Raw genomic sequence first — 21,770 nt, 5'->3', positions numbered from 1 at the left:
ACATCATGCGTCGTATCCGAGAATCGGCGAGAGCCAGCGTTCGCATTCTTCGAGAGCCATGCCCTTGCGTCGTGCATAGTCTTCCACCTGATCCTTCAGGACCTTGTTGACGGCGAAGTACTTCGCGTCCGGATGAGCGAAATACCACCCGCTCACACTCGCGGCAGGCATCATCGCGAACGACTCGGTCAGGCGAACTCCGGCATCCCCTTCACCATCGAACAAGGCGAACAACGTCTTCTTTTCCGTGTGATCGGGGCAGGCAGGATAGCCCGGTGCGGGACGGATCCCTTGATACGACTCGCGGACGAGGTCCTCGTTGGTGAGATCTTCGGATGAGGCATAGCCCCACAGATCCTTGCGCACCTGTTCGTGCAGCCACTCAGCACAGGCTTCCGCGAGACGATCGGCGAGAGCCTTGATCATGATCGAACTGTAGTCGTCATGATCCTTCTCGTACTTCGCGCAAAGCTCGCTCACACCGTCACCTGCGGTGACGATGAAGGCTCCCATCCAGTCCGCGATACCCTGATCCGTATTGGCCAGGAGGTCCGCAAGGCTCTGATTGGGAATGCCTGCCGCTTTCTTGGACTGCTGGCGCAGCATGTGCAGCGTCGCACGCACTGCGTTACGTTCTTCGTTTTCATAAACGACGATATCTTCTCCCGTCGATGAGGCCGGGAAGAGTCCGGTTACCGCGCGCGCGCGGATGGAACGCTCGCGGACGATTCCATCGAGCAGCCTGTTCGCATCCTCGAAGAGCTTCCTGGCTTCGGAGCCGACGGTCCTGTCCTCGAAGATATCGGGATACTTGCCGCGCAGCTCCCATGACTGGAAGAATGGCGTCCAGTCGATGTACTTCCTCAAGGTCCCGAGCGGAACGTCGTCGAAGGCGGTGACGCCTGGCGTGCGGGGTGCCGTCGGACGGTACGTATCGAACGATACGGCCTTCGCATTGTCCTTCGCCTGCTGATAGGTCAGGTACTGCTTGTCGTCATGACGTCGGGCATAGTCCTCGCGCAGCCGAAGATATTCCTCCTTCATCTGGCGTGCGAACGGATCGCGCAGTTCGTCGTTGATGAAGTTGCCTGCGACGGGCACCGCCCGCGATGCGTCGAGGACATGGACAACGGAACCGCTGTAGGAAGGTGCGATCTTGACGGCCGTATGCATACGGGAGGTGGTGGCACCTCCGATCAGGAGCGGGACGTCCATGTGTCTCCGTTCCATCTCCTTCGCCACGTGGATCATCTCGTCGAGCGACGGTGTGATCAGTCCCGAGAGGCCGAGCACATCGGCATTCTCGGATACGACGGTCTCCAGGATCTTGTCGGTGGGCACCATCACGCCGAGATCGATGACACGGTAGTTGTTGCAGCCGAGAACGACGCCGACGATGTTCTTTCCGATGTCGTGAACGTCTCCTTTCACTGTTGCGAGCACGACCGTTCCCGTAGGCTTCTGAGAAGACTGTCCGGCAAGGCGCTTCTCTTCTTCCATGAACGGTGTCAGGTAGGCCACGGCTTTCTTCATGACGCGAGCCGACTTCACGACCTGGGGCAGGAACATCTTTCCCGCGCCGAACAGGTCACCTACCTCGTTCATGCCGTCCATCAACGGTCCTTCGATCACGGCGATGGGGCGTCCATAGGCGACGCGGGCTTCTTCGATGTCCGCGTCGATGAATTCGGTGATGCCCTTGACGAGAGCATGTTTCAGGCGCTGTTGCACCGTTCCCGAACGCCAGGCCTCGTCCTTCTCCACAGCCTTGTCGGCCACCTTCACCGTTTCGGCGAAGACCAGCATCCGTTCCGTGGCATCCGCGCGGCGGTTCAGGAGCACGTCTTCCACGTGTTCGAGCAGGTCCTTCGAGATCTCGTCGTAGACATCGACCTGGCCGGCATTGACGATGCCCATGTCCATCCCTGCCTGGATGGCATGATAGAGGAAGGCCGTATGCATGGCACGGCGTACCGGTTCGTTGCCGCGGAACGAGAAGGAGATGTTACTGACTCCGCCCGACACCTTGGCGAGGGGCAGATGCTCCTTGATCCAATGCGTGGCGCGGAGATAGTCGACGGCATAGTTGTTGTGTTCCTCGATACCCGTACCGACCGTGAGGATGTTGGGATCGAAGATGATGTCCTGCGGCGGGAAGCCGACTTCCTCCGTCAGGATACGATAGGCACGTTCGCAGATCTCGATACGGCGTTCGAAGGTGTCGGCCTGGCCATTCTCGTCGAACGCCATGATGATGACGGCGGCGCCGTAGTCGCGACAGACGCGGGCACGACGCTTGAATTCATCTTCTCCGTCCTTCATCGACAGCGAATTCACGATACCCTTGCCCTGCAGGCATTCCAGACCTGCTTCGATGACGCTCCACTTCGATGAGTCGATCATGACGGGCACGCGCGAGATATCCGGTTCCGCGGCGATGAGCTGCATGAACCGCTGCATGGCGGCTTCGGAATCGAGCATCCCTTCGTCCATGTTCACGTCGATGATCTGAGCCCCGTTCTCGACCTGCTGACGGGCCACGTCGAGAGCCTTCTCGTAGTCGTTGTTCAGGATGAGCTTGGCGAAAGCACGCGAGCCCGTGACGTTCGTCCGTTCGCCGACGTTCACGAAGTTGGTTTCGGGACGTATGACGAGAGGTTCGAGACCGGACAGGGTGAGGAGGGGCGGACGTTCCCGGACGCTGCGTGGAGCCATGTCCGCCACGGCTTCCGCCATCGCTCGGATATGATCCGGCGTCGTACCGCAGCAACCGCCGAGGATATTGAGGAAGCCCGCTTCGGCATAGTCGCGAGCCTGCTGGGCCATGAAGGCCGGAGTCTCGTCGTAACCGCCCATCGCATTGGGCAGACCGGCATTGGGATAGAGCGAGACGAAGGTCGTAGCCAGCTCGGACAGTTCTTCGATATAAGGCCGCATCATCGCCGAGCCCAGTGCGCAATTGAGGCCGATGCTCAGCAGGTTACGGGTGTGGGCCAGCGAAACCCAGAACGCGGAGGTCGTCTGTCCGGACAGGGTCCGCCCACTCTGGTCCACGATGGTACCGCTGAGCATGACGGGCAGGTCGTTCAGACGTTTCCGCAGTTCCGCATCGAGCGTCATGTCATCGCACAGTTCAGCGAATGCCTTCACGGCGGCTTTGGCGTTCAGCGTATCGTAGATCGTTTCGATCAGCAGCAGATCCACACCACCCTCGGCGAGGGCGACGATCTGTTCCTTGTAGACGTCGCACATCTCCCTGAACGATGCCGCACGAAAACCGGGATCGTTCACGTCGGGCGACAGCGACAGGGTCTTGTTCGTCGGGCCGACGGCACCCGCCACGAAACGCGGCCGATCCGGCATCCGGCGCATCATCTCGTCGGCTGCCTCCCGTGCCAGTCGCACGGCGGCGCGATTCATCTCGACGACGAGGTCCTCCATGCCGTAGTCCGCCTGGGCGATCCTATTGCTGTTGAAGGTATTCGTTTCTACGATATCGGAGCCGGCCTCGAAGTACTCCAGGTGGATGGAGCGTATGGCATCGGGTTGCGTCAACACCAGGAGGTCGTTGTTACCCTTGAGGGGATGCCGATGATCGGCGAACCGTGAACCCCGGAAATCATCCTCTTCCAGTTGAAGGCGCTGGATCATGGTACCCATGGCACCATCCAGCAACAGGATGCGCTGTGCGAGTAGCGAACGTATGTCTGACATGGTATGTGCTGCAGTGACTGTGAGCCGCTAAGTTACGGCATCTCGTCATTGGAATCCCCTATGACGATGGCCTTGATATGGACGTCGTGGCCATCGACGACGTAGATGAGCCTCCATTGCCGGATGGCGAGCATGCGCCGTCCGTCGGGCAGCATCGACGTACGTCTGTAGGGATGCGGATCGGGGTCCAGCGCGAGGACTCGCCGGGCATGATCGAGGACATCGGCCGGAGCCATGACATGGACATCATGATCGACATGGACGTCGAAGACCGCCGAGCGGACGTCATCGTCGACCCATCCCGCAGCACTGCCGGGAAAAGAGTCGGCATACGGGATATAGGGCTTGATGTCGAGCACCGGAGTTCCGTCGAGCAGATCCGTCTCCGCGATGGTGATGCGAAGCCCGTCGATGGCCACGATGCGTGCCACCGAGAGACCGATGGGATTGGGTCTGTGCGGCGACCGTGTGGCAAAGAGCCCACGCTTGTGCGTGCTTCGTGGAGGCAGGACCTTGGGTTTCCACGTCGTGGCACGGTGGAACCAGCTCACGATCCATATCCGCTCGATGCCGGCCATGTCCTCAAGGGCCTGTTCGAAGTTCCTGCCCGCCATCAGTTCGACGACGGCTTCATGACGTCTGTCGTCCACACCGGGCTGGCGTGGGGCATCGTACTTGGAGACATAGGGACTATGGACGATACCGATCGGTTCGAGCGTCAGCATCAGTATGCCGAGCCGACGGTCAGGGAAAGGAAGACACCGCCGAAATCGTTGATCGGACTCCCCTTCACGCTTTCCAGACCATTGCCGCCGAACGGTATGGTATAGTACCGTATCTGGACGCCGATCAGGCTGCCTGCACCGATGGACCCGAAGAACGAGCCGAAGCCGATGAAGCCTCCGGGGCGGACGTAGGTCGTGGCATAGCCGAAGGAGTTGAAGAACTCGTAATACAGTCCGTCACGGATGTAGGGCGTCGCCAGAATCACCGTCGGGCCGATGCCTCCGCTCACGAACGGTCGGAAGGAGTCCTGCAGGGATTCGCTGAACAGGCGGTACTGAAGGCCAACGGTCATCGGCACCATGAAGAGGCGATTCACCTTGTTGGAAACGACGGGGACCGGTCCGAACCAGGCATTCTCGAATTCGTCGGTATTGCGGCGTCCGGAAATGGCCAGATGGAAGAATGCCGTGAGGTCGCGCGACAGGATGTGCTGATAGAATCCGCCCACTCCCCAACCGCTTCCGGAGAACAGCAGATCGAGTCCCATCGCCGTCGTGGCGGCCTTCGTCTCGCCGTCGTTCTCGAGCAATGGGCGAGGCGACGTGAAGACGATCAGCGTGTCGGGTGGAGGGGGAAGCTCACCGGTAATCTGTGCGGACAGTCTCGTGAAGGAACCGATCACACAGCACAGGACGAACGTTACTATCGGGAGGCGTCGTGTCATGACGGATTGTGGTCTCATGTCTTGGGTGTAAAATAGTCCGAACCGAAGAAAGTTACAGGGTCGGCCTACCGCCCATCCACCTGTGGATAACATTGTTAGTCGCTGACGATTCCGTAGTTTACAGTTCCTATGCAGCTGCGCGAGTTCCAACGCATCGTCGACACTCTCTTCAAGCCCAACGCGGCAATGCGCGGCGACAATATCGGTCTGCACGTTTCATCGCGTCGCGATACCGCCCGTAAGGTGCTGGTATGCCTCGAAGTGACCGATGCCGTTCTCGCCGAAGCCATCACTCTCGACTGCGACGCCATCCTCGCCTTCCACCCTCTCATCTACACTCCGCTTCTGCGACTGGATCGTAACGACAGGGTAGGACGGTTGGCATGCTCTCTCATTGAGAACGACATCGCACTTTTGTGCGTGCATACGGCGTTCGACGCATTCCCGAGGGGCACGAATCACGTCCTGGCCAACCGCCTCGGCCTGCATCCGCTCCGCCCCCTGCAGCCATCGCCGGTCGGCGAAGGCTTCGGCATGGGACTGCTCGCCGCCGCGCCGGATGGCATGACCTTTGATATGCTCATGGAACGGACGACGGCCGTCTGCGGTTCGCCGGTACGCTACATCCCGCCGACGACGGACATCGTGACGTCCGTCGCCCTGGTTGGAGGCAGCGGCGCTTCCTTCATGGACGACGCCATCGCGTCGGGTGCCGACGTCTTCATCACGGCCGACGTCAAGTATCACGGCTTCCATGCCGCGGACGGCGTCATCGGATTGATCGACCCTGGACACTTCGAAATGGAACGGTTCGTTCCTGCCGGGATGATCCAGGCCCTCGGCCTCGAATACGGTATGGCGGCGGAGCTCGTGGAGAGCCGCGTCGTCACCAATCCCGTTCGTTACGCTGCGCCGGCGGCAGCACCTCCCTACGTCCATTCATCACTATCGTAGATTCTCATGGAACACCAGATTACGCTGTTGGCGCGCCTGGCGCAAATCGATGCACAGCTCGACGAGCTGCACGATGACCTCGGCGACCTTCCGCTCGAAGTCAAGAAACACGAAGGCATCGTCCGCGAGCGTACGCTCGTGGCCGAACAGACGATGCAGGCCCTTCGCGATCTCGAGCATCTCCGCGGTACGGCCCATGTGACCGGCCAGGAACTCATCGACAAGGAAACGCGGCTCACCGAGCAGCAGTTCCAGGTCAAGAACAACCGCGAGTTCGATGCCATCACGAAGGAACTGGAATCCATCAAGCTGCAACGCGTGGAACTCGACGACGCTCTCCGCACGGCCAACGTGAAGGAAGAGAATCTGAAATCCACCCTCGAGCAGCAGCAGCGGGACCTCGACGAGGCGAAGGAATTCCTGACGGACAAGGAGCGTGAGCTCGAATCGGTATCCGGCGAACACAACGACGAACTCCGCCGTCTCATCGACCAGCGCAAGCAGCTCGTGGTGAACGTCGACGGCACGATGCAGATGGAATACGAGCGTATCCGCACGTTCCACCGCGAAGCCGTGGTTCCCCTGCGCAAGAACAGCTGTTCCGGCTGTTTCTCGGCCGTCCCTTCCCAGCGCATCATGGAAATGAAGTACAATCACGACAAGATCTATACCTGCGAGAACTGCGGGCGCATTCTCTATCCGGAGAACATGGTCGTGAACGTCGAAGAACGCATCGAAGGCTGATTACGGTACTGAACAGATCGGTCACGGGGGGACGACGGGCAGCTGCCGCAGGCATGTCCTGCGGAGGAAAGTCCGAACTCCACAGAACGGCACGCTCGCTAACGGCGAGGCGGCAAGGAGGCGGATCGGTCCCCGATCCGCACCGAGCCGACGGAAAGTGCAACAGAAAACAAACCGCCGCGGCTCGTCCGCGGTAAGGGTGAAACGGTGGGGTAAGAGCCCACCAGCGTTCCGGGTGACCGGCCGGCTGGCAAACCCCGTGCGGAGCAAGATCAAGCAGAAGCGGGACACGCAGGTGTGAGAGGCTGTTCGTCTCTCAGGGTCCGCCCACCCGCTTCGGGTAGATCGCCCGAGGGCGGCGGCAACGTCGCTCCCAGATAAATGGCTGCCTCCCCGCCTATGGCGGGAAGACAAAATTCGGCTTACAGGAGTCTTCCCGTGCCCGATCGTCTTGTACTACCATACAGCGTTCCGACGTCGATATCATCCGACCCGGTCCTGCGCGAATTCTTTCCCGAATTCGTCACACAATGGCTTCATGATCTTACGGTCGTATGGCCCGATATCGATGTTCGCCATGAAAAGGAAGAACTTTATAGATTCGGGCATACTATCAAGGGTTCGTTCCTCCAATTCGGCCTGCGCGACCTCTCCGCCGTCGGAAAGGACATCATGGCAGACGCCGAGCGCGAAGACTGGGCATCGGCACGCCAATGCGTCGAAGGTCTCCGCGTCGTTATGGCAACGTTGAAGGACGAGCTCGACAACAAGAGGTTCCCCCTATGATTCGCCGTCTTCTTCCCCTTCTGCTCACGACCTTCGTCACGGTCGGTGCCTTGGCCCAGACACGCGTCGCCATCCTTCCCTTCCGCAACATGGATGGACACATCAGCAGGAACCCCTGGACCACCCAGCTCTCGGACTCGCTCACGAAGGCAGTGCTCGCGATCGAGCCGGCCCAGACGAAGTTCATGGTCATTCCGGCCGACTCGGTGGAGATGGCGATCTCGGAACTGAATCTCGATCCGACGAATCCCCAGTACGAATCCGATATCTGGAAGGCCGTCTCCACTCTCGGAGCCGCAAAGGTCGTCCAGGGCAACTTCTTCCTGCAGGGAGACCGCGTCCTGCTCAACGTCTACGTCTACGACATCGCGACGAAGATGGCCGACCCCGTCAACCAGGCGAAGAACATCTACAAATCGCCGACGACCTATCTCGAGGCCATCCGCCCGATGGCGAAGAAGATCCATCCTGCCCTGATGCAGTAAGCCCGTACGGACAAGGAACAACAAGCACATCCCGGAATCGACGTCAATGCTCAGCCTACCTGTCATCCAACCGAACGAACAGCAACTTCCGAACGGCCGCCGCCCCGAATGGCTCAAGGTGCGCGCACCCGGCGGCGAGGACTATGCCCGTGTGAAATCGATGATGCGCACGAAGGCATTGCATACGGTCTGCGAGGAGGCACGTTGTCCGAACATCACGGAATGCTGGAATGCGGGTACGGCCACGTTCATGATCGGTGGCGACACCTGCACCCGGTCCTGCGGCTTCTGTGCCGTGAAGACGGGCCGCCCGATGCCCATGGACGACGGTGAACCGCTGCGTGTGGCCGAGGCGATCCAGGCCATGAATCTCAAGCATGCCGTCATCACGTCCGTCAACCGCGACGAACGCAAGGATGGAGGCTCCGAGCTCTGGGCCGCGACGATCCGCGAATCGCGGAAACTCAATCCCGATACCACGATGGAAGTGCTGATTCCGGACTTCAAGGGCAACATGGAGAACCTCCAGCGCGTCGTGGATGCCCATCCCGACATCCTGGCCCACAACACGGAAACGGTCCCCCGCCTCTATCGCCGCGTACGCCCGCAAGGGAAGTATCACTGGACGCTCGCCCTCCTCGAAGAGGCGAAGCGCCAGGGCATGCGCACCAAGACGGGCATCATGCTCGGACTGGGCGAAACGCCCGAGGAAGTGGTACAGACGATGAAGGATCTCGTCGCCGTCGGAACGGATATCCTGACGCTCGGACAATACCTCCAACCCACGAAGAACCACCTTCCCGTGGACCGCTTCGTCCACCCCGACGAATTCGCCCGCTACAAGCAGATAGGCCTGGAGATGGGATTCGACTATGTCGAATCGGGACCGCTCGTACGCAGTTCCTACCACGCAGAACGCCATCTATGATTCGCGTGACCGTGCTCGGCAGCGGCACGTCCACCGGTGTTCCGTCCGTCGCATGCGAGTGCCCTACATGCAGGAGCACCGATCCGCGTGACAAACGCCTGCGTACCTCGTTGCTGATACGGAGCGAAACGACGACCGTCGTCATCGACACCTCCCTGGACTTCCGCCAGCAGATGCTGCAGCACGATATCATGGATATCGACGGCATCGTGTTCACGCATCACCACTTCGACCATATCGGCGGGTTCGACGACATCAGGCCGTACAACTTCAGGTACAACCGTCCGATACGCATCCATGCGATGCGGGAAACCGTCGATGTCCTGCACGACACGTTCCCCTATGCCTTCGGTCTGATCGCCCCGAGTGGTGCCGCTGTCCCGTCCGTCGATACCCATATCATCGATACGGACCCGTTCACCATCGGCGACATCACACTCCAGCCCGTTCCCATGAAGCACGGCTCCATGCGCGTGAACGGCTATCGCATCGGATCGCTCGCCTACTGTACCGATACCAACAGTATCTCCCGAGACTCGATGGACATGCTCACGGGCCTGTCCACCCTCATCCTCGACGGTCTCCGTTACGAACCTCATCCGACGCACTTCACGGTATCGCAGGCCCTGGCCGTCATCGACGAGCTCCAGCCCGGGCAGACCTACCTCACGCATATCTCGCATCAGATCAAGCATGCGGACTGCGAAACCCGACTGCCGGCGAACGTCCGGCTGGCCTACGACGGCCTCGAAGTAACGATCCCCTGACATGCCCGGGGGCCAATGAACCTGGACCTCGAATCACTTCCCTTTTCCTGCAGCTGTACCTTGCTCGAAAGTAGATACTTGACTAGTCAAATAAATTGTCGTATGTTCGTGTCGTGAAGAAACAACAACCATCACTACTCGAGAGCATCGGGCAGACGAGACCATTCTCGTCGATCGGCCAGGAGACGCTCGTTTCCCTGCTGAAGACGGCCGACGTGATCAGGACGCGGGCAGAACGGGATCTCGAGCCGTACGGACTCACCTTCCAGCAGTACAATGTGCTGCGGATCCTGAGAGGCGCCGGCGAGCCGCTGCAGACGATGGAGATCGCCAACAGGCTGATCGAACATGCACCGGGCATGACGCGCCTCCTCGATCGGCTCGAAGCCAAGAAACTCATCCAGCGTGAGCGCATGTCCACCGACAGACGCGTCGTCCTGTGCAGCCTCACGGAAGCCGGTCGAGAATTGCTCCTCTCGTCGGATGCGGCGATGGACAAGATCGATCACACGACACTCGAATCCATGGACATGACGGACCTGAAATCACTGCTCACCATTCTCGCCGACGTGCGAGAAAGGTTTTTTTAAAACACAGATAGTTGATCAATCAATTATCAACCAGTCACTTTTCTCACAGGAACTACGATGGGACCGCTCACCCGCCGCATCATGGCGACCTCCTCCTCTCTCCCGCTCGCGATCATCCGAATCGTGCTCGCATTCGTCGTCCTGCCCCACGGCCTGCAGAAAGCATTCGGCATGTTCGGAGGATTCGGCTTTTCCGGTACGATGCAGTATTTCACGCAGACGCTGGGCATTCCCGGTCCACTGGCCTTCATGGTCTTCGTCGCCGAGCTGGCGGCTCCGGTCGCGCTCATTCTCGGCTTGTGGAGCCGTCCCGCGGCCATGCTGATCTTCATCAACTTCGTCGTGGCGGCCTCGATGCACACCGCGAACGGCTTCTTCATGAACTGGAACGGAGCGATGCCCGCTGGAACCGAGGGCTACGAATACCACCTCCTCGTCCTGTCGATGTCATTGGCCATCATCGTCGGTGGCTCCGGATCGGTATCGCTCGATCGTCGAGCGATACAGGCATGATCCGGTCGAAAACAAAAAGCCCCGCTGAACGCGGGGCTTTGTCGAGGGTTTCTCGTCGGACAAGGTCCGACGGCACATACGTACTTGACTGTTTGTTCTTGTCTCTCTGACGCCACTCCGGGAGGAGGGTTGAGGGGTGTGCATGACTCGAGAAAGACGGGTAACGCCATCGAAACCGAACTAACAAACATACGAACGGGTCAACGAATAAACTATTGTAGTTTTTTCGGTTTCCATCATTCGAATGCGACGTTCCGTATCGATACGGCAAAGAGCATACAAGCCGCACCACGAGGAGCAGCCTGCACGAATCACGTACAAGTGTCGATAGCTTGACGAAACGTTCACGTCCGCCGGGCGCGGTCGTTCAGGAAGGCTCTTCGTCGTCGGACGGCGACATCTCCTCGGTAGAGGGGCCTTCTCCAACAACACCATCGGGACTATCCGCGTCGCCCCCCGCTTCCGTATCACCGGAATCGACGGCGGCCTCGCCAGAACCTTCGCCCTCGGTATCCGGGGACGATCCGGGGTCGACGCCCCCTCCTTCTTCCTCGGAGGAACCGTGCTCATCCGGACTGTGCCAGTAGGCACCGGAATTGGCATCCGTATCGGCAGCGGCCTCGGCCGTATCTCCGTCGAGCAGAAGGCTGATCTGACGGCGAAGTGTACGGTGATCGGTCGTGACCTGGATGGTATCATCCATATCGATCATCGTCGTCGTCGTCTTGAGCAGATCGTCGATCTCGCGGAGCTTGGGCAGATCGGAAAGGCTGTTCAGCCCGAAGACGCGCAGGAAGTCATCCGTGGTGCCGTAGAGTAGCGGTTTGCCCGGCGTTTCGGCGCGGCCGACCATGGCCACGAGCTGTTTTTCGGTAAGCGAGTTCACTACCTCGCCCGAATTGACGCCGCGAATGGCATCGACTTCGGCCTTGGTGATGGGCTGACGGTAGGCCACGATGGCCAGGGTTTCCAGGGCGGCCTGGGTGAGCCGCTTGCGGTTCTTGGCCTTGAGCAGACGCTGGACGAGCTGACCGTGCTGGGGTGTCGTGGCGAACTGATAGCCGCCTGCGATCTTGACGATACGGAAGGGTCTGTCCGTCTTCTCGAGGTCGTCGTTGATCTCGTCCACCAGGTCGTCGAAGTAATGGACGGGCACCTGGAATGGCGGTTTCGGCGGCTCCTGCGGCTTGTCGCCGTCGAGCGGCAGCGACTGCTGTCCGGGAACCGTCTGGGAAGGATCCTCGAGAACAAGGATGCGATGCATGGCGCGGGCGGACAGCGGATCATCGCTCGCGAAGATCAGCGATTCCAGTGCGCGCAACTGGTCGAACCTGCCGAGCGTGAAGAAGTACGGAACGTTCAGACGCTCCGCACCGGTGGCTTCATCGTCCTCGACGGCCGGATCCATCGTCGGCTCTTCCGGAAAACCGGCCTCACCGCTCTCGTGAAGTTCTTCGTTGATATCAGACATTCTCTTGCTCTTCCGTCATTTCTTGTTGTTCATTCTCATCGCGCGCGACGACCATGATATCGTCGAACGCCTGGTCCTGCTGCACACGGATGTGCGAGTTCTTGGCGAGCTCGAGCAGGGCCAGGAAGGTCACCACGATGTGCATCTTCGAAAGGCTGCCGATCAGCTCGAAGAAACGCACGCTGGGCCGTGAACGCAGGATATGGACGATTTCCTCGGCCTTTTCTTCCACCGTGAACGGGAAGCGCGTCACCACGTGCGGGTCGGGAAGATCCGGAGCCCTGTCGATGGCCTTCTTCAACGCCTTGAGCAGGTCGAAGAGCGTCGCATTCCTGTAGGCGCCGTCGGATGCCGCGTGGATTTCCTCACCTTCGAACAGTTGACGGTACATCACGTAGCGCTGTTCGTCGGCCTGCGTGGCGAGGGTCTCCGAGGCTTCCTTGTACCGCTTGTATTCCAGCAGCGCCCGTACGAGTTCCGCACGGGGGTCGTCCTCGATGCCCTTGTCGACCTCGGGAATTCCCGTAGGCTCGCGCGGCAGCAGCATTTGTGCCTTGATCTGGACGAGCGTCGAGGCCATGACGACGAACTCGCCCGCAAGTTCCAGATCGAGCAGTTCCATCAGCCGCACATAGTCGAGGAATTCGTGCGTGATGGAGGCGACGGGAATATCGTAGATATCCAGCTCGTCCCGCTTGATGAAGAACAGCAGCAGGTCGAGAGGACCTTCGAAATTGTCGAGGCGGACACTATACATACTTGCGCGGCACGCGGGCCGTGATGGCTGTTGTGATCTCGTAGGGAATTGTTTCGGCCCATGCTGCGACGTCGGTGGCGTCGATCGACGCGATCCGTCCGTCGACATCGGCCTGACGCCCGATAAGCACGACGTCGTCACCGATGGCTACCGGATCGTCGCCGACATCGACCATGCACTCGTCCATGCAGATGGTACCGACGACGGGATAGGATCGGCCATTGATCAGGCAGGTGGCCTTTCCCGTAAGCTTGCGCGGATAGCCGTCGCCGTATCCCACGGGGATCGTCGCGATGGTACGGTCCGCCGGCGCGGTATACCGTCTGCCGTAACTCACCGTTTCCCCCGCCCTGATCCTCCGTACGGAGAGCACCTTCGTCTCCAGTGACAGGACGGGGCGCATCGTCATCGCGTCGTCGAAGGGAGGGGCATAACCATAGAGGGAAAGTCCGGGGCGGACCATCGTACACAGTGCCTGTTCGGCCTGCCAGATGGCGCCGGTGTTCGCAGCGTGGACATGGACAAAGGTACGACCTGCGGACGACAGCGTCGCCACGACGGTCCGGAAAGATTCCAGCTGCTCCAGGAGGAAGCCGCTGTGCGCTTCGTCGGACGTCGCGAAGTGGGTGCAGATACCCTGTACGTCGATGCCGGGCAGACGATCCAGCGCGTGGACGAAGTCCACTGCCTCGTGAGGCTGCACACCGTCGCGGTGCATGCCCGTGTCGACATAGACATGGACGATGGCCTTCGTTCCGCCCTCCGCCGCCAGCGTTCCGAGGGCAGCCACCTGATCGAAGTCGCAGGCCACCGTGGTCAGCGCATTATCGACGACGATCCGGGCCTCATCGGCCATCGTCGGCGTCAGGACCATGATCGGCACCACGATTCCCTGTTCGCGGAGCGTCACGCCTTCGTCTGCGAAGGCCACACCGAGCATGTCCACGCCGCTTTCCTGCAGCGTGCGACTCACCTCGATCATGCCATGGCCATAGGCATTGGCCTTCACCATGGCCATGATCTTCCGTCCTTCGGCGCGGTGACGCAGTTGGGACAGATTCCATCGGAGCGCACCGAGATCGATGCGCGCAACCGTACATCTCATGTCGTGATGTCCTCCGCCGCATCGGCCCATTCAAAGGCCACGCGGATACCGTCCACGGTCACCCCTGCGCCGAGAGCGCACATCAGCTTGATACGGGCCTTCTGGCCGTTCAGGTAATCCGCGAAGATCACACCCGCTTCATGCAGATGACGGCCGGCCCCTTCGTAGGCATAGGTATGTTCGATCCGTCCTACCGGGCAACGCGAGACCAGAACGACGGGCAGGCCTGCGGCCACGGCTTCAGACAGTTCGTAGTAGACGGGCGGGGTCACGTTCCCCACACCGAAGGCTTCCACGACCAGTCCCTGAGCGCCCTGCTCCCTGCAGGCCCGTACCAGCATGCCGTCCATACCCGCATAGGACTTGAGCAGCGGTACGGACGACGGCAGCTCCCCCACCCTGAAGACTTCGCGGTGGAGGGGGCGGCGATGGATCAGCAGATGGCCGTTCGTCACTCGTCCGAGTGGACCGAAGTCGAAGCTGGTGAACGTGTTGAGATCCTCCGTATCCGTCTTCGATGCCTCGGATGCGGCGGTGAGCATACCGCCGAGACAGACCATCACACCGAGTCCCGACACACCGGGATTCGCCGCGACCGTCACGGCATCGCGCACGTTGCGTGGTCCGTCCCAATCGGGCTCGCTGGAATTGCGCATGGCACCGATGACGATGACGGGTTTCGCCGTATCGACGGTACAGTCGAGGAAGTATGCCGTTTCCTCCAGCGTATCGGTTCCGTGTGTGATCACGATACCGTCGATGGACGTATCGTCGGCGTACCCCTGGACGATGCGTGAGATTTCGAGCATACGGGCCGGGGTGATGTGGGGTCCGGGCAAGGTTCCGTATTCGTGGATGAGGATGTCGGCGACATCGTGGATGCCGGGAATCTGGGCGAGGATCTCGCCACCCGACATACTCGGAACCACTCCACCCCACTCCTTGTCGAGTTTGGAGGCGATGGTACCGCCGGTAAAAATGATGACGACTCGCGGTCGACGGGACATGGTGACGTGGTCAACGATCGGTGGAACGAAGCGCGAAGATAGACAGGTCGTGGCTTTCACCCGCTCATTCGTAGTTTTGCAGATCATGATATCGACACCCTCTCATCTTCATCATCTTGCCGTCTACACTCCTGGTGCCTCACCCGAAGAGATCCGTCGGCAATACGGCCTGTCCAACGTCGAAAAACTCGCCTCGAACGAGAATCCTTCCGGTTCTTCGCCCCTCGCCATCGCCGCCGCGCAGCAGGCTCTCGCGTCCGCGAGCATCTACCCCGACGGCGGACAACGGCTGCGGGCGCGTCTGGCGGACGTCCACGGCGTGACGCCTGCCCACATCAGCGTCAACAACGGCAGCGATCCGATCATCCATCAGATCATGCATACGTTCCTCCTTCCCGGAGAAACGGCGCTGTCGTGCCGCGGAGGCTTCGTCAGTTTCGGCATCGCCGTACGGTCGACCGGTACGGAACCGCAGTTCGTTCCGCTCACCGACGACTACCGGTTCGACGTCCATGCCCTTGCCGCGGCCATCATGCCGCAGACCAAGGTCATCTACATCCCGAATCCGAACAATCCCACCGGAACGCACATCACCAGGGACGAGCTGACGTGGTTCCTCGACCAGGTACCGAATGACAGGCTCGTCATCCTCGACGAAGCCTACTGCGAGTATGCATCGCATCTCGCACCGGACACCTATCCCGATGCGTCGACGATGGGACGTGACAATGTGATCGTGCTGAGAACGTTCTCCAAGGCCTACGGTCTCGCGGCCCTGCGCGTGGGATATGCCGTGGGTCATCCCGACGTCATCCAGTGGCTGTTGCGTACGAAGCTGCCGTTCGATCCGAACGGCCCCGCCTGCGCCGCAGCCGTTGCAGCACTCGACGACAAGGACTTCGTGCGGAAGACCGTGGAACTCAACGCGGAAGGCCTGGCCCTCCTGCACGAGACACTTCGCACGAACGGCTACCGGACCTCGAACTCCATCGCGAATTTCGTGATGGTGGATTGCGGTTCGCCGGACCATGCAACGACATTTCATCGTACGTTGCTGGAACGTGGCTTCATTTCGCGTCCGCTCGCAGGCTTCGGTCTGCCGCACTGCGTACGCATCAGTACGGGCACGAACGATCAGAATCGGCGGCTCGCAGCCGTGCTGCGCGAACTCGCCGGCGCTTTTGTTACAATCTGAACATCGATGGAATACACGACATGAGTACGGACACGATGACGGCTCCCGCGCCGTCGACAACCGAGGACTTCCTGCCCATCAACGGCACGGACTACATCGAATTCTACGTCGGCAACGCCAAGCAGGCGGCCTTCTTCTACCGTACGGCCTTCGGCTTCCAGCTCGTGGCCTATGCAGGCCCCGAAACGGGTGTCCGCGACCGTGCGTCCTACGTGCTGCAGCAGGGCAAGATCCGTTTCGTACTCACCACGCCCATGCACCCGGATTCCGACATCAACGCCCATATCGCGAAGCATGGTGACGGTGTGAAGGTCATGGCCCTGTGGGTCGATGATGCGGAGAAGTCGTGGAAGGAAACCACGTCGCGCGGTGCGAAGAATGCAGGCGAACCCCGCACGCTGACCGACTCCTTCGGCGAAGTCAAGACGGCTTCCATCCACACGTACGGCGATACGATCCATACGTTCGTCGAGCGCCGCAACTACTCCGGTCCCTTCATGCCCGGCTACGAGCCGATGACGGACAACTACATCACGACGCCCGTAGGGCTGCTCCACGTGGATCACTGCGTGGGCAACGTCGAACTCGGCCGCATGGACGAATGGGTGAAGTTCTACGAAGACGTCATGGGCTTCAAGCTTCTGCTGACGTTCGACGACACGGACATCTCCACGGAGTATTCGGCACTCATGTCGAAGGTCGTCTCCAACGGATCGGGCTACGTCAAGTTCCCCATCAACGAACCGGCCGCTGGACGCAAGAAGTCGCAGATCGACGAATACCTCGAATTCTATCATGGCCCCGGTGTTCAGCACATCGCCATCGCCACGAACGACATCATCAGCACGGTGAGCGAACTCCAGCGCCGCGGCGTGCAGTTCCTGACCGTTCCGGACACCTACTACGCCGATCTGCTGGAGCGTATCGGCAAGATCGACGAAGACCTCGAACCTCTCCGCAAGCTCGGCATTCTCGTCGACCGCGACGATGAAGGCTACCTGCTCCAGATCTTCACCAAGCCCCTCGAAGACAGGCCTACCCTCTTCTTCGAGATCATCCAACGCAAGGGTGCTCGTTCCTTCGGCAAGGGGAACTTCAAGGCGTTGTTTGAGGCCATCGAACGCGAACAGGCTCGCCGCGGCAACCTGTAAGAAGATCCCCCTCCCAAGCACACGACCGACATACTCTCTGTTCCACACTTCTACGTGATCCATTCTATGGCATCTGCGAAGTCTGCCAAGCGCGGCAGTCAAGCCGCTACAGCGGTCCCACACGGATCGCAACCGTTTCTGCAGTCGGTGAACGAGTACTTCGACAAGGCAGCAACAGCAACGAACCACCCCAAGGGTCTGCTCGATCAGATCAAGGTTTGCAACTCGGTGTACTACATGCAGTTCCCGGTTCGCATCAAGGGTGAAATCCAGGTCGTCCAGGCATGGCGTGCCGAGCACTCGCACCACAAGCTTCCCTGCAAGGGCGGTATCCGCTACGCCGAAACCGTCGATCAGGACGAAGTACAGGCACTCGCTGCGCTCATGACCTACAAGTGCGCGGTCGTGGACGTACCCTTCGGTGGTGGCAAGGGCGGTATTCGCATCAATCCGAAGAACTACTCTGCGGAAGAACTGGAACGCATCACCCGCCGCTATACGGTGGAGCTGATCCACAAGAATTTTATCGGGCCGTCGGTGGACGTACCCGCTCCCGACTACGGCACCGGCCCACGTGAAATGGCATGGATCGCCGATACCTACCAGGCCTTCGCCAAGGACGAGATCAACGCTCTCGCCTGCGTGACGGGCAAGCCCGTCGGTCAAGGCGGCGTACGCGGCCGTACGGCGGCTACGGGCCGTGGCCTCTTCTATGCCGTTCGCGAAGCCGTCGGCGACGCACGTCTGATGAAGAAGCTCAAGCTCGAAACGGGCCTCGACGGCAAGCGCATCATCATCCAGGGCTTCGGTAACGTGGGCTACCACGCCGCCAAGTTCCTCCAGGAAGGTGGAGCCACGATCATCGGTATCATCGAATGGGACGGCGCCGTCGTCAACCCGAAGGGTATCGACGTCGAAGCCCTCAACAAGCACCGCCAGTCCACGGGAACGATCACCGGCTTCGCCGGCGGCAAGACCATCAAGGACGGCAACAGCGTCCTCGAACATGAATGCGACATCCTCGTCCCTGCCGCTCTCGAATCGCAGATCTACAAGGAAAACGCACCGAAGATCAAGGCCAAGATCATCGCCGAAGGCGCCAACGGCCCGGTAACGTCCGTCGCCGAAGAAATCCTGCTCAAGAAGGGAATCCTCGTGATGCCCGACATGTTCGTGAACGCAGGCGGCGTCGTGGTATCCTACTTCGAATGGCTGAAGAACATCTCCCACGTACGCTTCGGCCGTATGGACAAGCGCTTCGAGGAAGGTTCCAACACGCGCCTCGTCGATACGATCGAACGTCTGACGGGCAAGAGCCTGTCGCAGACGGAAAAGCGCATGGTGGCCCGCGGTGCGGATGAAGAGGATATCGTGAACTCCGGTCTGGAAGACACGATGATCTCCAGCTATCATAACATCATGGACATCTACTTCGGTCAGCCCAAGATCAAGGACATGCGTACTGCGGCCTTCGTCAATTCGATCGACAAGATCGCGACCGCGTACGCACAACTCGGCATCTTCCCCTGATCGAGCCCCGCGGCTGATCTACTGCGGTCTCATCTCCGAATACGAAAAAGGCGTGTCGTTCCGAAGAACGACACGCCTTTTTTCATGATCGACTCTTTCCGCTTCGCCTATCGCGTCACGGTCACGAGCTGCGTGAACCAGCGGCCACCCTGCTCGATACCGATCACGTAGGTACCGATGGCGACCGGCATGCCGTAGCCATCGCGGCCGTCCCAGCGGACGGGCGACGTACCGGCGTCACCACGCAACGTACGTACGATCACTCCGGCAGGAGTCACGATCCGTATGCCGTACGGTGCATCGAGCGGCAGCATGATCCGGCATTCGTCCGTGACCGGATTCGGCACGACGAGGGTCGAGGATGCGGCATCGGCTTCGGCAACGGAACTGGACACCGTACGGTGGACGAAGAACTCGTCCGATCCACCGGTCGATTCCAGAAGCACGCGAGCCATGCCGCCTTCACCGCCAATGGCCGAGACGCATACGTCGAGCGTCTCTCCCCTGCGGATGGTCATGGGAAGCTGCGCGGGCGATACGATGCGATACGTGCCCGCATCGGCGCCGGAGATCGTAATGGCACTGATGACGGCGGAATCGCAGTCGAGAGCGCCGATCGTATTGCACTTCTGTGCCTGTTCGTCCTTGCCCGCCACGAAGGCCAGCGTATCGCTCGCGAAGGTGATGGCCGGAACGACCGTCGCGGTGACCGTGATCGTGGCCGTACCTCCGTTGGAATGGACCGTGATCGTGGCTTGTGCGGTACCGGTCTCTTCCGGCACGAACCTCAGATTGACATCCTGCGTACCGCTCGGTGCGATCGTCAGCGGCAATGAGGCACCACCCGCGGTAAAGGCGCCCTGGGGCTCGACGGTGTAACCCGTCACGATGAGAGACGAACCGCCGTTATTCCTGAGCAACCCTGCAAGGACGGTGTCCACGCTACCGCACAGGGCAATCGTGCCGAGGTCGATCGTATTCGTCGATACGGCGAGAACGCCCGGGCCGGTGCCGGCGCTGACGCTGACCTTGACCTGGCGCGTCATGACCGTGCCGCACTTGTTCGTGATCGTGCAGGTGTACAGGCCGGAATCGGCGCGAGCCACCGTAGCCAGACGGAAACGGTCGCTCGTCGCACCGTTCACGGGAGTGCCGTTCTTCGCCCACTGATAGCGCAGGCTGTCACCGGTGACGGCGACCGTAAGAAGCAGGGAATCTCCGGCCTTCAGGGATTGATCGGGCGACACCGACGTCACCTTCGGCGGGGACATGATGATGAGTTTGGCGACGGACGTCACGGCCTCGGGCTGACATGTGCCGCTGATCTGGCACGTATAGTCCGCCTGGTCCAGCAGACTGGCACCGCGTATGACCAGTCGCTTGGTCGTGGCGCCGTTGATGAATTCACCGTTCTTGAGCCATTGATACTGCAGCCCGTCACCTTGGGCTTCGACGGTGAAGACGGCGCTGTCTCCTTCGCAGATGCTCCGTCCGACGGGTTGGGTCGTGATCGTCGGCCTCGTCGTTAACGTCACCGTCGCCGTATTCGACGTCACGGTACCACAGCCGGTGATGACGCAGTCATAGGTACCGGCATGCTCGGCACGCGCCGATGCGAGCGTGAGCGTAGCCGTCGTTCCCCCGGGAACGTCGACACCGTTCTGGCGCCACCGGTATATGAGTCCGGCACCCTGTGCCGTAACCGAGACCGAGAAACTGCGGCCTTCGCAGGCCATGACGTTCTCCGGTTGCGTCAGGATGTTCGGCAGACCACTGATCGTGAAATTCTGACTCCGGGTTATTTCGGCGCCGGTAGCATCGTCGACCAGACGTATACGGTAGGTCGTTCCCGATGCGGTTCCGTTCGGAATCGTCCATGTATACGTTCCCGCCGTGGCGGCGATGTTGGTATTGACGCCGATGACGTTGGCGAAGTCGTTGTTCGACGCTTCGATCCTGAACATCGTATGTCCGGTCTGCGTCCAGGTGATCGTCACCGGGGAACCGGCACAGAACGACGCGCCCGCAGCGGGTGCCGTGATGGTGGCACCGGTGACCGTGATCTGGATGGCACCGGAGAGATTCCAGTCATCGATGTCGGACGCCTGCCCATCGTGATTCACGGCATTCCCTGCCGCGTTGAAATTGACGATACCGTGCTGGGCAGGTGCCGTCCACGTGAAGACGAAACCGGCGACATGGTTCGCCATCTGGCGGGGTTCGACATGCGTCAGCTCGCCATTGAGGGGTTTCGACCCCGGACCGGGCGTGAGAAGTCCCGAATTACCACCGGCCTGGTCCTTGAACGACAGGTTCATGCCTGCGTAGTCATGCTGAGGATGGGCGACGGTCAGCGTGTAGTTCGAGGGCTGTCCGGCCCGGACCGTTCGCGCTCCTTCGAGAAGGACGGTCGTGTTGTTGCTCTGCCCGCCGTGACAGCCGGCACAGCCGGTCGCCGACAGCAGGCTCATCCCGTCCTGATGCGCCTGCACCGCGGTGCCGGTCATCATCAGAAGGGCTGCCATGGCCAGCAGGACTGGCAGCCGATGCGCGGTGGAAAATGAACGTATTGCAAGAGTCATGCACATGCCTCCGGATAGTAGATGTTGCAGCGATCGATGGA

18 protein-coding genes and 1 other RNA gene are annotated in these 21,770 nt (G+C 60.4%); 11 read left to right on the top strand and 8 right to left on the bottom strand.

All coding sequences use genetic code 11. The annotated features are described in order from the left end of the window. Nucleotides 1-3: 3 nt before the first annotated feature. Genes BGO89_11025 through BGO89_11015 form a run of 3 tightly spaced genes read right to left on the bottom strand, consistent with a single transcriptional unit; the run spans nt 4 to nt 5,122 of the window. On the bottom strand, nt 4-3,714 hold the full coding sequence (locus tag BGO89_11025; GenBank protein ID OJX57034.1) for a methionine synthase: 3,711 nt from the start codon (nt 3,712-3,714) through the stop codon (nt 4-6). Nucleotides 3,715-3,746: 32 nt separating this feature from the next. Continuing rightward, entirely contained in the window at nt 3,747-4,439 is a 693-nt protein-coding gene (locus BGO89_11020; GenBank protein ID OJX57033.1) for a tRNA (N6-threonylcarbamoyladenosine(37)-N6)-methyltransferase TrmO, read from the bottom strand. Beyond that, the gene (locus BGO89_11015) at nt 4,439-5,122 is read right to left on the bottom strand and encodes a hypothetical protein (protein ID OJX57032.1); all 684 of its coding nucleotides are present in this window, start codon (nt 5,120-5,122) and stop codon (nt 4,439-4,441) included. The genes BGO89_11020 and BGO89_11015 overlap by 1 nt, the downstream gene beginning before the upstream one ends. 171 nt (nt 5,123-5,293) lie before the next feature. On the opposite strand from BGO89_11015, the gene BGO89_11010 reads away from it, so the two are divergent. The 8 genes from BGO89_11010 to BGO89_10975 all read left to right on the top strand — a co-directional run bounded on the left by BGO89_11010 (nt 5,294) and on the right by BGO89_10975 (nt 10,931). After that, entirely contained in the window at nt 5,294-6,118 is an 825-nt protein-coding gene (locus BGO89_11010; protein ID OJX57031.1) for a Nif3-like dinuclear metal center hexameric protein, read from the top strand. 6 nt (nt 6,119-6,124) lie between these two features. Further along, nucleotides 6,125-6,862: a hypothetical protein gene (locus BGO89_11005; protein OJX57030.1), complete on the top strand. Its 738-nt coding sequence runs from the start codon at nt 6,125-6,127 to the stop codon at nt 6,860-6,862. Between the two features lie 26 nt (nt 6,863-6,888). Next, nucleotides 6,889-7,303, top strand: an RNA gene (rnpB, locus tag BGO89_11000) — RNase P RNA component class A. A 341-nt stretch (nt 7,304-7,644) separates the two neighbouring features. Then, nucleotides 7,645-8,133 carry a hypothetical protein gene (locus BGO89_10995; GenBank protein OJX57029.1) on the top strand — a complete coding sequence of 163 codons (489 nt, stop codon included), beginning with the start codon at nt 7,645-7,647 and terminating at the stop codon, nt 8,131-8,133. A gap of 46 nt (nt 8,134-8,179) precedes the next feature. After that, complete coding sequence (locus BGO89_10990) at nt 8,180-9,061, top strand: lipoyl synthase (protein ID OJX57028.1); 882 nt, start codon at nt 8,180-8,182, stop codon at nt 9,059-9,061. Then, complete coding sequence (locus BGO89_10985) at nt 9,061-9,828, top strand: hypothetical protein (GenBank protein OJX57366.1); 768 nt, start codon at nt 9,061-9,063, stop codon at nt 9,826-9,828. The genes BGO89_10990 and BGO89_10985 overlap by 1 nt, the downstream gene beginning before the upstream one ends. Before the next feature lie 113 nt (nt 9,829-9,941). Then, nucleotides 9,942-10,418, top strand: coding sequence for a hypothetical protein (locus BGO89_10980; GenBank protein OJX57027.1), 477 nt, complete (start codon nt 9,942-9,944; stop codon nt 10,416-10,418). 57 nt (nt 10,419-10,475) lie between these two features. Continuing rightward, nucleotides 10,476-10,931 carry a hypothetical protein gene (locus BGO89_10975; GenBank protein OJX57026.1) on the top strand — a complete coding sequence of 152 codons (456 nt, stop codon included), beginning with the start codon at nt 10,476-10,478 and terminating at the stop codon, nt 10,929-10,931. Between the two features lie 367 nt (nt 10,932-11,298). Here the strand turns inward: BGO89_10975 and BGO89_10970 are convergent, their stop codons facing one another. From BGO89_10970 to BGO89_10955, 4 genes are read right to left on the bottom strand one after another with little or no spacing between them, the layout of a single operon-like run. Beyond that, on the bottom strand, nt 11,299-12,402 hold the full coding sequence (locus BGO89_10970; protein ID OJX57025.1) for an SMC-Scp complex subunit ScpB: 1,104 nt from the start codon (nt 12,400-12,402) through the stop codon (nt 11,299-11,301). Beyond that, nucleotides 12,395-13,159, bottom strand: coding sequence for a hypothetical protein (locus tag BGO89_10965; GenBank protein ID OJX57024.1), 765 nt, complete (start codon nt 13,157-13,159; stop codon nt 12,395-12,397). The genes BGO89_10970 and BGO89_10965 overlap by 8 nt, the downstream gene beginning before the upstream one ends. Further along, nucleotides 13,152-14,294, bottom strand: a complete 1,143-nt coding sequence (locus BGO89_10960; GenBank protein ID OJX57023.1) for an alanine racemase — start codon at nt 14,292-14,294, stop codon at nt 13,152-13,154. Before BGO89_10960 ends, BGO89_10965 begins: the two co-directional genes overlap by 8 nt. Next, entirely contained in the window at nt 14,261-15,271 is a 1,011-nt protein-coding gene (locus tag BGO89_10955) for an L-asparaginase (protein ID OJX57022.1), read from the bottom strand. The genes BGO89_10960 and BGO89_10955 overlap by 34 nt, the downstream gene beginning before the upstream one ends. An 85-nt stretch (nt 15,272-15,356) precedes the next feature. Here BGO89_10955 and BGO89_10950 point away from each other — a divergent pair, with 85 nt between their 5' ends. From BGO89_10950 to BGO89_10940, 3 genes are all read left to right on the top strand, one after another. Then, nucleotides 15,357-16,466, top strand: coding sequence for a histidinol-phosphate transaminase (locus tag BGO89_10950; protein OJX57365.1), 1,110 nt, complete (start codon nt 15,357-15,359; stop codon nt 16,464-16,466). A 35-nt stretch (nt 16,467-16,501) separates the two neighbouring features. Then, complete coding sequence (locus tag BGO89_10945) at nt 16,502-17,617, top strand: 4-hydroxyphenylpyruvate dioxygenase (GenBank protein OJX57364.1); 1,116 nt, start codon at nt 16,502-16,504, stop codon at nt 17,615-17,617. Between the two features lie 138 nt (nt 17,618-17,755). Further along, nucleotides 17,756-19,147: a glutamate dehydrogenase gene (locus tag BGO89_10940; protein ID OJX57363.1), complete on the top strand. Its 1,392-nt coding sequence runs from the start codon at nt 17,756-17,758 to the stop codon at nt 19,145-19,147. 107 nt (nt 19,148-19,254) lie between these two features. Here BGO89_10940 and BGO89_10935 read toward each other — a convergent pair whose 3' ends face one another. Further along, nucleotides 19,255-21,672, bottom strand: a complete 2,418-nt coding sequence (locus tag BGO89_10935) for a hypothetical protein (GenBank protein OJX57021.1) — start codon at nt 21,670-21,672, stop codon at nt 19,255-19,257. Nucleotides 21,673-21,770: the final 98 nt, after the last annotated feature.

Origin of the sequence: Candidatus Kapaibacterium thiocyanatum, assembly GCA_001899175.1 — a bacterium.
Taxonomy (GTDB): Bacteria; Bacteroidota; Ignavibacteria; order Kapaibacteriales; family Kapaibacteriaceae; genus Kapaibacterium; species Kapaibacterium thiocyanatum.
The sequence above is the reverse complement of the archived record's forward strand: the minus strand, read 5'-3'. Positions and strand labels throughout refer to the sequence as shown.